Annotated in this window: 16 protein-coding genes and 1 pseudogene; 9 read left to right on the forward strand and 8 right to left on the reverse strand. The window is 67.8% G+C overall.

Annotated elements, in window-relative coordinates; translation table 11 throughout:
• The first annotated feature begins 85 nt into the window (after positions 1-85).
• Both BGP17_RS00470 and BGP17_RS00475 read left to right on the forward strand, forming a co-directional pair.
• Positions 86-289, forward strand: coding sequence for an RAG2 PHD domain containing protein (locus tag BGP17_RS00470; protein WP_167300556.1), 204 nt, complete (start codon positions 86-88; stop codon positions 287-289).
• Between the two features lie 145 nt (positions 290-434).
• Positions 435-902 carry a hypothetical protein gene (locus BGP17_RS00475; protein WP_167300693.1) on the forward strand — a complete coding sequence of 156 codons (468 nt, stop codon included), beginning with the start codon at positions 435-437 and terminating at the stop codon, positions 900-902.
• On the opposite strand, the gene BGP17_RS00480 is transcribed toward BGP17_RS00475, so the two are convergent.
• Positions 899-1,231, reverse strand: coding sequence for an Mpo1-like protein (locus tag BGP17_RS00480; RefSeq protein WP_167300694.1), 333 nt, complete (start codon positions 1,229-1,231; stop codon positions 899-901). The two genes, BGP17_RS00475 and BGP17_RS00480, sit on opposite strands and share 4 nt — an antisense overlap.
• A gap of 22 nt (positions 1,232-1,253) precedes the next feature.
• Here BGP17_RS00480 and BGP17_RS00485 point away from each other — a divergent pair, with 22 nt between their 5' ends.
• Positions 1,254-1,751: a DNA-deoxyinosine glycosylase gene (locus tag BGP17_RS00485; RefSeq protein ID WP_286710668.1), complete on the forward strand. Its 498-nt coding sequence runs from the start codon at positions 1,254-1,256 to the stop codon at positions 1,749-1,751.
• Positions 1,752-1,850: 99 nt separating this feature from the next.
• Entirely contained in the window at positions 1,851-3,452 is a 1,602-nt protein-coding gene (locus tag BGP17_RS00490; RefSeq protein ID WP_286710669.1) for a vWA domain-containing protein, read from the forward strand.
• A 167-nt stretch (positions 3,453-3,619) separates the two neighbouring features.
• Here the strand turns inward: BGP17_RS00490 and BGP17_RS00495 are convergent, their stop codons facing one another.
• Positions 3,620-4,141, reverse strand: a complete 522-nt coding sequence (locus tag BGP17_RS00495; RefSeq protein WP_286710670.1) for a hypothetical protein — start codon at positions 4,139-4,141, stop codon at positions 3,620-3,622.
• Positions 4,142-4,264: 123 nt separating this feature from the next.
• On the opposite strand from BGP17_RS00495, the gene BGP17_RS00500 reads away from it, so the two are divergent.
• The 4 genes from BGP17_RS00500 (at position 4,265) to aat (ending at position 7,732) form a co-directional block, all read left to right on the forward strand.
• Positions 4,265-5,650, forward strand: a complete 1,386-nt coding sequence (locus BGP17_RS00500; RefSeq protein ID WP_286710671.1) for a Y-family DNA polymerase — start codon at positions 4,265-4,267, stop codon at positions 5,648-5,650.
• A 124-nt stretch (positions 5,651-5,774) separates the two neighbouring features.
• Complete coding sequence (locus tag BGP17_RS00505; protein WP_167300699.1) at positions 5,775-6,155, forward strand: hypothetical protein; 381 nt, start codon at positions 5,775-5,777, stop codon at positions 6,153-6,155.
• Between the two features lie 90 nt (positions 6,156-6,245).
• Positions 6,246-6,980: a ParA family protein gene (locus tag BGP17_RS00510; protein WP_286710672.1), complete on the forward strand. Its 735-nt coding sequence runs from the start codon at positions 6,246-6,248 to the stop codon at positions 6,978-6,980.
• On the forward strand, positions 6,977-7,732 hold the full coding sequence (gene aat / locus BGP17_RS00515) for a leucyl/phenylalanyl-tRNA--protein transferase (RefSeq protein WP_286710673.1): 756 nt from the start codon (positions 6,977-6,979) through the stop codon (positions 7,730-7,732). Before BGP17_RS00510 ends, aat begins: the two co-directional genes overlap by 4 nt.
• Positions 7,733-7,767: 35 nt before the next feature.
• On the opposite strand, the pseudogene BGP17_RS23850 reads toward aat, so the two are convergent.
• The 5 genes and pseudogenes from BGP17_RS23850 to BGP17_RS00540 all read right to left on the reverse strand — a co-directional run.
• Positions 7,768-8,202: pseudogene (locus tag BGP17_RS23850) on the reverse strand (DUF2155 domain-containing protein); the annotation flags it as partial.
• Positions 8,199-8,591 carry an NADH:ubiquinone oxidoreductase subunit NDUFA12 gene (locus BGP17_RS00525; protein ID WP_086130341.1) on the reverse strand — a complete coding sequence of 131 codons (393 nt, stop codon included), beginning with the start codon at positions 8,589-8,591 and terminating at the stop codon, positions 8,199-8,201. The pseudogene BGP17_RS23850 and the gene BGP17_RS00525, both read right to left, overlap by 4 nt.
• A gap of 38 nt (positions 8,592-8,629) precedes the next feature.
• On the reverse strand, positions 8,630-9,121 hold the full coding sequence (locus tag BGP17_RS00530; protein ID WP_167300702.1) for a DUF192 domain-containing protein: 492 nt from the start codon (positions 9,119-9,121) through the stop codon (positions 8,630-8,632).
• Positions 9,122-9,125: 4 nt separating this feature from the next.
• Positions 9,126-9,710 carry a cold-shock protein gene (locus BGP17_RS00535; protein ID WP_086130339.1) on the reverse strand — a complete coding sequence of 195 codons (585 nt, stop codon included), beginning with the start codon at positions 9,708-9,710 and terminating at the stop codon, positions 9,126-9,128.
• A 74-nt stretch (positions 9,711-9,784) separates the two neighbouring features.
• A complete protein-coding gene (locus tag BGP17_RS00540) occupies positions 9,785-10,150 on the reverse strand; it encodes a RecX family transcriptional regulator (RefSeq protein ID WP_353681852.1) in 366 nt (121 codons plus the stop codon).
• Between the two features lie 292 nt (positions 10,151-10,442).
• Between BGP17_RS00540 and BGP17_RS00545 the strand changes: the two genes are divergently transcribed.
• Positions 10,443-12,215 carry a fatty acyl-AMP ligase gene (locus tag BGP17_RS00545; RefSeq protein ID WP_167300704.1) on the forward strand — a complete coding sequence of 591 codons (1,773 nt, stop codon included), beginning with the start codon at positions 10,443-10,445 and terminating at the stop codon, positions 12,213-12,215.
• 135 nt (positions 12,216-12,350) lie between these two features.
• Here BGP17_RS00545 and BGP17_RS00550 read toward each other — a convergent pair whose 3' ends face one another.
• The gene (locus BGP17_RS00550; RefSeq protein WP_167300705.1) at positions 12,351-12,920 is read right to left on the reverse strand and encodes a TetR/AcrR family transcriptional regulator; all 570 of its coding nucleotides are present in this window, start codon (positions 12,918-12,920) and stop codon (positions 12,351-12,353) included.
• Positions 12,921-12,946: the final 26 nt, after the last annotated feature.

Here is a 12,946-nt window from a genome sequence, read left to right on the forward strand (position 1 = left end):
ACCCTTATGCGGGCGCCCGGAATTCGTCTCGAAGCTTAACGGGCAGGGCCCCTATCTCACGCTCCGTTCCAATCGAGGAGTGCATATGGTTTCGCGTTCCGAACATGTCCTGCGCGTCGGCCAGGATCGCCAGGGCCATTGGGTCGTGCAGGAAGAAGGGGGGATGCTCGAAGGCCTGTTCCGCTCGCGCGACGCGGCGGTCCGCTTCGCCCTGTCCGAATGCCGCGCCTTTCCCGGCGCCCGCATGGTGCTCGCCACCGCGCCGCTCCATTCGATCCTGTCGCACTGATGCGCGGCCGTGACCGCGCTCCTCGCGCTCACCCTGGCGCTCGCCCTGCTGCTGCGCCTGCCGCGCAACGGAGCGCCCCACCCCATCGCCGGATTCCGGGATCCCTGTCGCTGAGGACCCGGTCCGGCACCCAGGAGAAGAACCGATGACAGCCACCCAATTCTCGCTCGGCGGCCTGCTGCGCCGCGCCGGCCTGTCGACCGAGCCGGAGCGATCGCGATCCGGCCCCTGCGACGCGCGCATCGCGCGGGCGCTCGCCGAATTCCGCAACCATGGCCATCGGGCGGTGCGCATGCTCGATCTCGACTGCGCCGATGGCGGCCGCCTGCTCCGCGCCGCCGAAGCTGCCCGCGCGCTGGGCTTCGTTGCGATCGAGGGCCGCGGCGTGTCCCTGTGGACCGCCGGCATCCGCCATGCCCGCTGGCAGGCCGAGCTCGCCGCCCACCCTTCCACCAGCCTGGCCTTCGAGATCGCCGAGCCGATCGCCGCGCTCGCCTCGGAGCATGACGGCGCCGCCGACCTGATCTTCCTGTCGGAACCGATGCCCTATCCCTGCAGCCCGCTCGGCGCGGCGCTTGCCCGGCTGGGCGGCCGGGTGCTCGCCGAGGGCTAGGCGGACACGCCCGCTCGCTGGAGATGCGGGTCCAGCTTTCCCGCGAACCACAGGAAGAACATCCGATAGTCCGAGACCAGCGACCAGAGCGGATAGGTGAAGGTCGCCGGGCGGTTCTTCTCGACACCGAAATGCGCGGCCCAGGCGAAGCCATAGCCCGCCAGCGGAATCGCCAGCCACCACCACCATCCGGCCCCGCCCAGCGCCAGCAACAGGAACCAGAGCGTCAGGATCGTGCCCACATAATGGAGCGCCCGAGTGCTCGGCTTCGCATGCTCGCGAAGATAGAAGGGCCAGAACTCGCGATAGGTGGTGATGGTGCCTGCCATGGCGAGAGGCTAACGCGACATCATGGATCCGCGCAAGCACAGCTTCCCGCCGGTGGTCGATGCCCATGTCCGCCTGCTCGTCCTCGGCTCGCTCCCGGGGGAGCGTTCGCTTGCCGAGCAACGCTATTATGCCCATCCGCAGAACCAGTTCTGGCGCCTGGCCTCCCCCGCCGCCGGCCGCGACCTTGCCGCGCTCGACTATGACGCCCGCCTGGGCGCCCTGCTCGCTGCGCATATCGGCCTGTGGGACGTGGTCGCCAGCGCGCGGCGCATGGGCAGCACCGACGCGGCGCTGCGCGACGTCGAGGGGCATGACATCGCCGCGCTGGCCGCGACCCTGCCAAATCTGCGCGCGATCGCCTTCAACGGCGGCACCGCATTCCGCACCGGCTCGCGGCAATTGGGCAGCGCCGCGCAGCGCTACGCGATCGTCGCCCTGCCTTCGTCGAGTCCGCTCCACACCATCGGCTTCGAGAAGAAGTTGCCGCACTGGGAGGCGCTGCGCAGCCTGCTCGAATAATCCTATCGAAACGCTGTGAATTTTCCACTTGCCGATTCCGCCGCAATCATGCCACATTTACGGCGAGATTATGGCATCAATTGGGCAAGGAGAGAATGCATGCGTAGCAAGTTATTGATTTCCGTTGCTATTCCGGCGACCCTTCTCGCCAGCTGCAACAGCCAGCAAGGCAGTTCGGTCGGCTACCGGTCCGGCCCGCAGCAGATGGCGGAAGCCGATTCCGCCGCAGCGCCCGATAGCGCGGAGCGCTATGCGCGGAACGACGTGGCGGCGGTCCGCGCAGTGGCGCAGGAGCCGGTCTCCACCTTCGCCGTCGATGTCGACACTGCCGCCTATGCCAATATCCGCCGCTTCCTCACCCAGGGCCAGCTTCCGCCCAAGGATGCCGTCCGCGCCGAGGAGCTGATCAACTATTTCCGCTACGACTATCCGCTGCCCCAGGATCGGGCCGCGCCGTTCAGCATCACCACCGATGTCGCGCAGACGCCGTGGAACCCCGAGACCCGGCTGCTGCGCATCGGCCTGCGCGGCTACGACCTGAGCCCCAGCGAGCGCCCGCCCGCCAATCTCGTCTTCCTCGTCGACGTCTCGGGATCGATGAACGAGCCGGACAAGCTGCCGCTGGTGAAGCGCGCGCTCGGCATGGTCGCGGACAATATGAAGGCCGGCGACCATGTCTCGATCGTCGTCTATGCCGGGGCTGCCGGCGTGGTGCTGGAGCCGACCGCCAGCCCCGCCGAGGTCCGCGCGGCGCTGAACGATCTCAGCGCCGGCGGCTCCACGGCGGGCGGCGAAGGCATCCAGCTCGCCTATGCGATGGCGCGACGGAATTTCCGCGAGGACGGAGTCAATCGCGTGATCCTCGCCAGCGACGGCGATTTCAACGTCGGCATCACCGACCAGACGCAGCTCGAGCAGCTGATCGAGAAGAACCGCGACGACGGCATCACCCTCACCGTGCTCGGCTTCGGCCAGGGCAATCTCAACGATGCGATGATGGAGTCGATCGCCGACAAGGGGAACGGCAACTATGCCTATGTCGACGGGATCGACGAGGCGCGGAAGGTGCTCGACACCGAGCTGGCCTCCACGCTCTTCACCATCGCGAAGGACGTGAAGGTCCAGGTGGAGTTCAATCCGGCGGCAGTGCGCCAGTATCGCCTGATCGGCTATGAGAATCGCGCGCTGCGCGAGCAGGATTTCCAGAACGACAAGGTGGACGCGGGCGATATCGGTGCCGGGCATCAGGTTACCGCGATCTACGAGATCGTCCCCGCCGGCGCCAAGGGCTGGCTGCCCGAGCGCCATTTCGCCGCCAGTCGCCGGCCCGAAGGCCAAACCCCGGATACGGGCACGGCGCAGGGCGAACTGGCCCAGGTCCGGCTCCGCTACAAGCTGCCCGAGGGCGGCGCCTCGCGCCTGATCACCCGGCCGGTCGACGCCGGCCAGCTGCGGAACGCCCCGATGCCGCGCGGCGACCTGGCCTTTGCGGTGGCAGTGGCCGGCTTCGCGCAGAAACTGCGCGGCGACGATCTGCTCGGCGACTGGGGCTATGCCGACATCAGGCGCCTCGCCGGCACGCAATGGGGCTTCAGCCAGCAAGCCTGGTGGCGGAGCGAGTTCCTGCGCCTGGTCGATCTCGCAAACACCCAGGCGCGTACCGCTTCGACGGCAGGCCGCGGGGAAGATCGGGCACTCTAGCCTCCCCCGCATCCGGCGGCGATCCAGGGCGCCGCCGGCCGCCGCGGCCCGGCCCTTCGTCCCCTTGAGGCCGGGCCGCGGCACCCATTTGCTTCACGCCAACGCGTCATTCCCACGAAAGCGGGGGTGACGGACGTAGTTTCAAAGGCTTGCCTGGAGTTCTCAACCTAGCGCCGGTTCACCACCGCATGGTCTGACCCGGCCGCATTGTCGGCGACATTCCCCGGCGCCACCGGCGGTTGCGAATTCAGCCCGTCCGCCGGCCGTGCCCCCGCGCAGCCATGGAGCTGCTTGTCGCCGATGCGGATATCGGCGGTTAACGGTCGCTCGATCGCCGGATCGCCGCCTTCGACGCAACGCGTACCGGTGAAGGTGATCGTCACCGGCGCGCCCGCGACGTCCTTGGTGGTCCACACCGCCTTCCCCGCCTGGACCTGCGGCGAGACAGGGTAGAATTGCGTCACGCTTCCCTCGGTCCCGCGCCCGGCGAAGCGCGTGAGCGTGATCGATCCGGGCGCGACCTCGAGCGACCAGGTCAGCGCGTTGTCGGTGGCGCGCAGCGGCGCGTCGAGTGGGATATCGCCCAGTCGTGGCCCGGCCGGGCTCGGCTTGGCCGCCGGCGCTTCGGTCTTCTCGCTCGATCCGCAGCTCGCCAGCACGAGCAGCGCGGCAATGGCGAATGCGCGCATTTACCATCCTCCCTCGGCCGCGACCCTGCACGGGCCGCGCCCGCCGGGTCAAGCGGCAGGCCGCGCCCCCAATTCTTCATTCCCGCTGTCCGACAAGACAATGTTCCTATATTGTTCCAATCCATGATCGACGCGAGTCGCCTTGCCGCTGCCCCTTCGCCGCCCCCGCCGGTGCTCGAAGAGAGCGGAGCCGGGGCCCCGTACCGTGATCCGCCACCGATCCTCGCCTTCCCGCCCCGGCCGCTGCGCTGGCTCTATCTCGATCTCAATTCCTATTTCGCCAGCGTCGAGCAGCAGCTGAACCCCGATCTCCGCGGGCACCCGGTGATCGTCGCGCCGGTGGACAGCGACACCACCGTCGCCATCGCCGCCTCGGTCGAGGCGAAGCGGTACGGCATCTCCACCGGCACCCCGGTCTGGGAGGCCAAGCGCCTGTGCCGGGATCTGCGGATCACCCCGGCCCGGCACGAAAAATATGTCGAGTTCCACGAGGCGGTGCTGGCCGAGATAGGGAAGCACATTCCCGTCACCCATGTCTGCTCGATCGACGAGGTCGCCTGCCGGCTGCTCGACAATGAGAACGATCCGGCGGCCGCAGTGGCGCTCGCGCATCGGATCAAGGCGGGAATCCGCATGCATGTCGGCGAATGCCTCACCAGTTCGGTGGGCATCGCGCCGAACCGTCTCCTCGCCAAGCTCGCCTCCGACATGCAGAAGCCCGACGGCCTGGTGGTACTGACGGCGGACAAGCTCCCCCAATGCCTGTATCCGCTGCGTCTGCGCGAGATCGCCGGCATCGGCGCCAAGATGGAGAAGCGGCTGGCGCAGGACGGCATCCTCGACATCCGGCAATATTGCGAGCGCCGCCCGCGCGACGCGGGCAATGCCTGGGGCGGCGTCAATGGCGACCGGCTCTGGTATCTGCTCCACGGCGTCGAGCTGCCCGACAAGCCGACCCAGAGCCGCACGATCGGGCACAGCCATGTGCTCAGCCCGCAGAGGCGCGGGCTCGAGCCCACCCGGCTCACCGCGCGCCGCCTGGCGCTCAAGGCCGCCAGCCGCCTGCGCCGCAAGGGCTATCGCGCGCGCCTGCTGGTGCTCCACGGCAAGTTCGAGGACGACAAGTCGGGCTGGCGCGCCTCGATCCGCCTGCCGGACACGCAGGACAGCTTCGTGATCCTCCATGCGCTCGACCAGATCTTCCCCCGCCTGGCCGAAGCGGGGCGCGGCCGGCCGGGCGGCTTCCGGCTGCGCATGGTGGGCGTGACGCTCTGCGAAATCGCGGCGGTGGAGGGCGAGCAGGGTTCGCTCTTCGCCGCGCTCGATCCGGACGATCCGCTGGCCCGCGAGACGCGCACGCTCGCACTCAGCCGCGCGATGGACCGGATTAACCATAGATTCGGCCGCAACGCCATTTCGGTCGGCCCGCTGCACGGCGGCAGAATCGATCGGGTAGGGACAAAGATCGCTTTCGGACGTATTCCGGAAATGAGCGAATTCCATGAATGACATCGGTGTCGGTCATGCGATCGCAATATTCCAGGCGTGATACCGCACCGCACAATTGGAATGTAACTCTATAACACGAATCGCTTGACGATTCTTGCATGGTGAACGAAAGCTCCTGCCCGCTATGAAGAAAGCCCCCTTTTTTGCCGCCGCCGCCGTGCTCCTGTCGCTCGCGGCCTGTGAGAACAAGCCCGAGGAAGTCTCGGGCACCGCGCCCGATCCCCAGGCCGAAGCGCTGAAGAACGCTCCCAAGGTCGAGCTGCCGCCGTCGATCGCTTCGTCGGTCTCGATGCGCTGCAAGGACAACACCGTCGTGTTCGCCGACTTCTACAAGGGCGACAAGCAGGTCCTGATCAAGGAGGCCAAGGACGGCCCTGGCACCATGCTCAAGGCGCCGGAAGCCGGCCAGCCCTTCGTCGCCGCGGGCGGCTACAAGGTCACCGGCACCGCCAAGAACGCCACGATCGAGATTCCGGGCAAGGGCTCGCGCGCCTGCCACGCCTGATCGCGGTACAGTGTTTTCATCCGAGGGTCGGCGGGCATTCCCGCCGGCCCTTTTTCATGCGAGGCTTGAAGGCGAAGGGAGCGAATCCGGGTGGCGACTGTCGCGATCTACAGCCTGAAGGGCGGTGTCGGTAAGACGACGCTGGCGGTGAACCTGGCCTGGGCCTCCGCCACCCTGTCCGCGCGCCGCACCCTGCTCTGGGACCTCGATCCCCAGGCCGCCGCCACCTTCCTCGTCGAGCCGCAGGGCAAGACCCGCGACCAGGCCCAGGCGATCTTCACCAAGGACGTGGCGCCGGCCAAGCTGGTCCAGCACACCGGTACCGAACGGCTCGACCTGATCGGCGCGGACACGTCGCTGCGCGGCCTCGACCTGACTTTCCACGAACTCGACAAGAAGAAGCGGCTGGCCAAGCTGCTCGCCGAACTCGACCGGGCCTATGATCGGATGCTGCTCGATTGCCCGCCCGGCCTGACCGAGACCAGCGAGCAGGTGATGCGCGCCGCCGACCTGATCGTCGTGCCGGTGATCCCCTCCCCGCTCTCCACCCGTGCCTTCGAGGAGGTTTCGGCGCATCTCGCCCGCAAGGGGGGCAAGGTGCCGCTGATGCCGGTCCATTCGATGGTCGACCGCCGGCGGAAACTCCATGTCGAGGCGGTGGCCGCGCGCCCCGACTGGCCGGTGATTCCGATGGCGAGCATCGTCGAGGCGATGAGCGTGCACCGCGCCGCAGTGGGCGACTATGCCCCCCGTACCCTCGGCGCCCAGGCCTTTGCCGGGCTGTGGCAGGCAATCGAGCGCCGGCTGGCGGGCAAGAAGCGTTGAGCCGCGCCCAGCCGCCCCAGCAGGAGCTGGATCCGGACCTGGTGCTGCGTGCCTATGCCATGGGCGTCTTCCCGATGGCCGATCACCGCAGCGCGGCCAGCGTCTATTGGGTCGAGCCCAAGCTGCGCGGCGTGCTGCCGCTGAACGGCTTCCACCTGTCCCGCTCGCTCAGGAAGGTCATCCAGTCCGGCCGTTTCCGCCTGACCGCCGATGCCGCGTTCGAGCACATCATCCGGCTCTGCGCCGAGAGCGCCGCCGACCGGCCGGACACCTGGATCAACGGCCCGATCGAACGCGTCTTCCTCGAACTGCATCGCCGCGGCTTCGCGCATTCGCTCGAATGCTGGGACGGCGATACGCTCGCCGGCGGCTTGTATGGCCTGGCGCTGGGCCGGGCGTTCTTCGGGGAATCGATGGTCACCCGCATCCCCAACGCCTCGAAAGTGGCCTTCGCGCACCTCGTCGCACGGCTCGGAGCCGGCGGGTTCGCGCTGCTCGATTGCCAGTTCATCACCGAGCATCTCACCACGCTGGGCGCGGTCGAGATTCCGCGTGACGACTATGTCGCGTTGCTGGCCGGGGCGCTGGGCGATTCGGCTGCCGGGCTCTCGGTCGGCGCGCCTTCGGTCGACGGCGACTTCTTCGCGCTCGACACATTGCCCGATCCGCTGCCGCCCGCCGCGGGCGCCGGCACCGTGTCGGGCCCGCTGTCGCGGAAGGTCATCGCGCAGCTCTTGGGCCAGACGTCGTAGATCGGATGCTGGACGACGTTGAGCGCCGGACGCTCCGCGAACAGCCAGCCCGAATGGACGCGGTGCCATTGCTTGTCGAGCTCGAGCACATCGACCTGCACAAAGGCGCCGGTGAGCTGGTCCGCTTCCCAGGGCGCGGTCTTGTCGCAGGCCCTGAGGCGGACGATCACATCGCCGATCCGCACCGCCTGGCCCGGCTTCAGCTTGAATTCGCGCGCTTCGCCGTTGCGCTTGTTGAGGATGCCGAGCACGGCGACGCGGTCCTTCATCGGCGTCGCAGCCGCATCCTCGATCGCCTTGCCGTCGCGATCGACGGTGATCACGTCGGCCGCCGCCTTGTCCGAAGCGCCGCCGCCGGTGACGATCTGGTCCGAAACCGAATTGTTCGTGGGACCGCCGCCGCTGCCCGAACAGGCGCCGAGGGCGAGCAACAGCCCGACCGCGGCGGCTCCGGCACGGCAACGGATCATGCGCCGGGGGTCCAGGCCTCGTAGTCGCCGGTGGCGCGGGCACGGTGCCCGCCCTTCTCCAGCGCGCCGCTCGGACGATAGGCGAGCTGCGAGCCGGTCAGGTTCATCTCGGCGGGCTTCTCCCACGCCTTGGGCGCCGGCAGCGCCTGGTCCGGCGCCGAATCGATCTGGTGGTGCAGCCAGCTGAACCATTCCGGCGGCACCCGGCTCGCATCGTTCGAGCCGTTGTAGATCACCCAGCGGCGCGGAATGCCGTTGGGATCCTGGCCGCCCTCGTAATAGACGTTGCCCAGATCGTCCTCGCCCACACGCGTCTTGCCGCGCAGGCCCATCCAGGTGCCGAAGGTGGCGCCGTTCCACCAGGTGAAGGGATTGAGATTGAGACCCATGGGCGCGGATTAGCGGGGAGCGCGCGGAGAGGCAATGATTACTGCTTCTCCCAGCGCACCTTGTCGCCGGCCCGGATGCCGAGCTTCGCCGAAAGGCCAGCGTTGATCTCGAGCACCGCCGCCACCGGCTCGCCCGACTTCACGTTATCCTCCGAAAACGGCACGGCATTCTCGCCGATCCGGGCGATCGTGCCGTCCTCGCGGATGAACAGGATGTCGAGCGCAGTGGGCGTGTTCTTCATCCAGAAGCTCGCCTCGCGCGGCGGGCCGTCGGCCGGATAGGGCGCGAAGAGCATGCCGCCGTCCTGCGGGATGTTGGTGCGGAACATCAGCCCGCGCTCCTGCTCGGCAGTGGTGCGGGCGAGCTCGACATGGAAGACGTGCGGGCCATTGGCACTGTCGACCGTCACGTCGATCTTTCGCGCAGCCTGCACCGCGGCTGGCCGGGTCTCCGCCTCGCCCTGACACGCACCCGAGACGAGCAGCACGGAAGCGGCGAGCGCCGCTCCCAACCCACGCAGGAACTTCATCGTCTCAGCCGGTCCTTTCGACCGCCACGGCGAGCGGCCCCTTTTCGCCATCGACGATGCGCGCGCTGAGCGACTGGCCGGGCTCGACCTCCTCGATATCGGCGCGGCGCAGCGTCTCCATATGGACGAATATATCGGCCGAGTCGGATTCGCGCACGAGGAATCCATAGCCCTTGAGGCGATTGAACCATTTCACCGTCACCGGCTCGAACGGTCCGGCAGTGGCGATCAGCTTCACCCGGTCGGCCCGATCGGCCTGGCGCTTGGGCGCCTCGACCGCCTGGCTGAGATCGATCGAAAGGATCTCGCGAGCCTGCAGCCCCCGCTGGCGCTGCACCGCCGTACACTCCACCCGAGCGCCCTCGGGCAGCGAGCGGCGGCCATGATCCTGAAGCACGGTGAAGTGGATCAGGATGTCGCCCACGGCAGCGTCGTCGGCAACGAGAAAGCCGAAACCCCGCGTAACGTCGAACCATTTCACGACACCGGCAAAGACCTGGTTTTCATCCACCGGGTCCTCGCCAATCCCCCCGTTATCGTTCGGCGTGTCTGTATAGTCGTTCTGCGCAACCTGTTGGTCAGCACGCATTTCCTGTTCCCCCGAAGGGTCACATTAACATGGTATTTTCCATAAATGGAATTGCCTTTGTTGCCGATCTGGCATCAAGCGTCGCCGAGTGCGGTTTCCGGGTCGTCCCCCGGCGCCATGCGGACGATCGCGCGGGCCAGTCCCGGCGCATGCCCGGCACGGATCATCGCAGCCATCTGCTTCTCCTGGAGCGGCCGGTCCGCCGCTTCGCGGGCATAGGGACCGATGCGCCTGCGCCGGGCAAAGGCGATCGCGCTCGCAAGTCCTTCCGCCGCGATCGCCAGCGCCAGCGCGGCGGCATCCGCCTCCTCCACGCCGGCGAACCGCAGCGCCTCGCGCACCCGGCGGGCCCCCAATCCGCGCCGCGCCATCGCCCCCGCCTTGGATTCGGCATAGAGCCGGTCGTCGACATAGCCGAGCTCGGCCATGCGCTCGGCCAAAGCCTCGGGATCGGGGGAATTTTCTCCATCCCAGCCGCGCTCGCGCAGCTTTCGGGACAGATAGGCCGCAAGTTTGGCCCTTGTCGTAGCGTAACGTTCGACATAGCGGAGCGCATAACGCTCCAGATCGGCGCTATTCAGCGGTGGGAGGGGGCGTCTCGGGACTGGCATGCGCCATGATTGTGCCACACTGGCAACCGATTTTGAACGACAGCGCGTAGCAGAGGCTAGCCTCAAAAAATTCGTCGTGGGGGCACGACGTTGGCTACCACGCAGGGGCACGGAATAAAGAATGGTATTGGACGTTACGGGATCGCTCGAGGCAGAAAAGGAAGCGGGAACGCTCGCGCCTACGCCTACCGATGACAGCCTGCCGCGTCGCCTCGCGGATTTCGAGACGCTGGGCGAAGCGCTCGACTATGCCGCCAAGGGCAAGCGCGGGCTCAATTTCCACGACGCGCGGGGCAATCTCGTGCGCCCCTATCCCTTTGCGGAGCTGCGCGAGGATGCGTTGAAGCAGGCCTGGCGCCTGATCGCCGCGGGCGTGAAGCCCGAGGACCGCATCGCGCTGATCGCGGAGACGGGCGCCGAATTCGCCTCGCTGTTCTTCGGCGTGATCTATGCCGGCGCCTGGCCGGTGCCGCTGCCGCTGCCGACCAGCTTCGGCGGCGCCCAGTCGTATATCGACCAGCTCACCGTCCAGCTGCAGAGCTGCGACCCCTCGATGCTGCTCTTCCCGCCCGAGATCGGCGCGATGTGCGCCGAGGCCGCGCGCGGCCGCGGCGTGCCGGGCGTGGACTGGTCCGAGTTCGTCCAGCGCGATGCAGCACCGACGCAGCTGCCCGAGGCGAAGACGACCGACATCGCCTATCTGCAATATTCGAGCGGCTCGACCCGCTTTCCGCACGGCGTGGTGATCACCCACCATGCCCTGCTCAACAACCTGGCGGCGCACAGCCACGGCATGAACGTGACCGATGGCGATCGCTGCGTCTCGTGGCTGCCCTGGTACCATGACATGGGCCTGGTCGGCTGCCTGCTCTCGGTCGTCGCCAACCAGGTCTCGACCGACTATCTGAAGACCGAGGACTTCGCGCGGCGCCCGCTCGCCTGGCTCGACCTGATCAGCCGCAACCAGGGCAACACGCTCAGCTATTCGCCGACCTTCGGCTACGACATCTGCGCCCGCCGCATGTCGAGCCAGACCAAGGCCAGCGAACGCTTCGACCTCAGCCGCTGGCGCGTCGCCGGCAACGGCGCCGACATGATCCGCCCGGACGTGATGCAGTCGTTCGTCGATGCGTTCGCCGATGCGGGCTTCAAGGCCACCGCCTTCCTGCCGAGCTACGGCCTGGCGGAGGCCACCCTCGCCGTCTCGATCATGCCGCCGGGCGAAGGCATCATGGTCGAGCTGGTCGAGGAAACCCAGCTTTCCGGCGGCGAAGTCGCCCGGGGCGACCGCCCGCAGCGTTTCCGCGCGATCGTCAATTGCGGCGTCCCCGCGCGCGACATGACGATCGAGATCCGCGAGGAAGACGGCACGCCGCTTCCCGAAAAGGCGATCGGCAAGGTTTGGTGCAAGGGCCCGAGCGTGATGGTCGGCTATTTCCGCGACCAGGAGGCGACCGACGCCTGCCTGAAGGACGGTTGGCTCGACACCGGCGACATGGGGTATATCAGCGAAGGCTATATCTACATCGTCGGCCGCGCCAAGGACATGATCATCATCAACGGCAAGAACCATTGGCCCCAGGACATCGAATGGGCCGTGGAGCAGCTGCCGGCATTCAAGCAGGGCGACGTCGCCGCCTTCGCGATCACCACGCCGGGCGGCGAGGAGACGCCGGCGGTGCTGGTGCAGTGCCGCACCTCGGACGAGCAGGAGCGCCTGCGCCTGCGCGACGAGATCCGCGAGCGCGTCCGCTCGGTGACCGGAATGAACTGCGTGATCGAGCTCGTCCCGCCGCGCACGCTGCCGCGCACCAGCTCGGGCAAGCTCAGCCGCGCCAAGGCGCGCAACCTCTATCTCAACGGCGAGATCAAGCCCTACGCGCTCGCCGCATAGGGCTTTCGCTTCCATCGCCTCCGTCATCCCCGCCCGCACGGGGATGACGGAAGTAATCTCGGAAGCAATCTCAAGGGCTGCTCGGGTTCCGACCCCAGGCCATTCCCCGCCCGCCATGGAACGGGAAGCGCCCCGTCACCACCGCCCGCCGACCACCCGGTCGATGATCGCGTCGTCCGCCGGGATCTGCCGGTCGAGCATCAGCATCGCCAGCCCGTGCGCGCAGGACCAGGCATGGATGGCGATCACGTCCGGGTCGCCGCCATGCTCGGCCGCCGCGGCGCGGGCGTTTTCCCTCAGGAACGCCATCGCACTGTCTTCATGCGTCAGCGCCGAGGAATCCATGTCGGGATTGGCGAAGATCAGCCGGAACAGTGCCGGATTGGCCAGCGCGAAGCGGACATAAGCGGCACCGGTGGCCGCGAAGCCCGCCTTGCCGCCGCCGGCGCGATCGGCCGCTTCGTGCTGCGCCTCCGACAGCCGCCGGAGCCCCTCGCCCGCCAGCGCGGTCATCAGCGCCTTCTTGTCGGGGAAATGCCGGTAGAGCGCCGTCGCGCTCACGCCCACGGTCCGGGCGATCTCGCGCAGGCCGAGATCGTCGGCGGCGCGTGTCTCCAGCAATCTCAGCCCGGCCTCAAGCGCTGCCGTACGCAGATCGCCATGATGATAGGCCTTGCCGCTTTCAGATGTTGACACTGTTATCATTTGCTCGCTATGTGAACAGCGTCAAC

It is taken from the genome of Sphingomonas sp. 67-41, from assembly GCF_001899725.1.
GTDB lineage: Bacteria > Pseudomonadota > Alphaproteobacteria > Sphingomonadales > Sphingomonadaceae > Sphingomonas > Sphingomonas leidyi.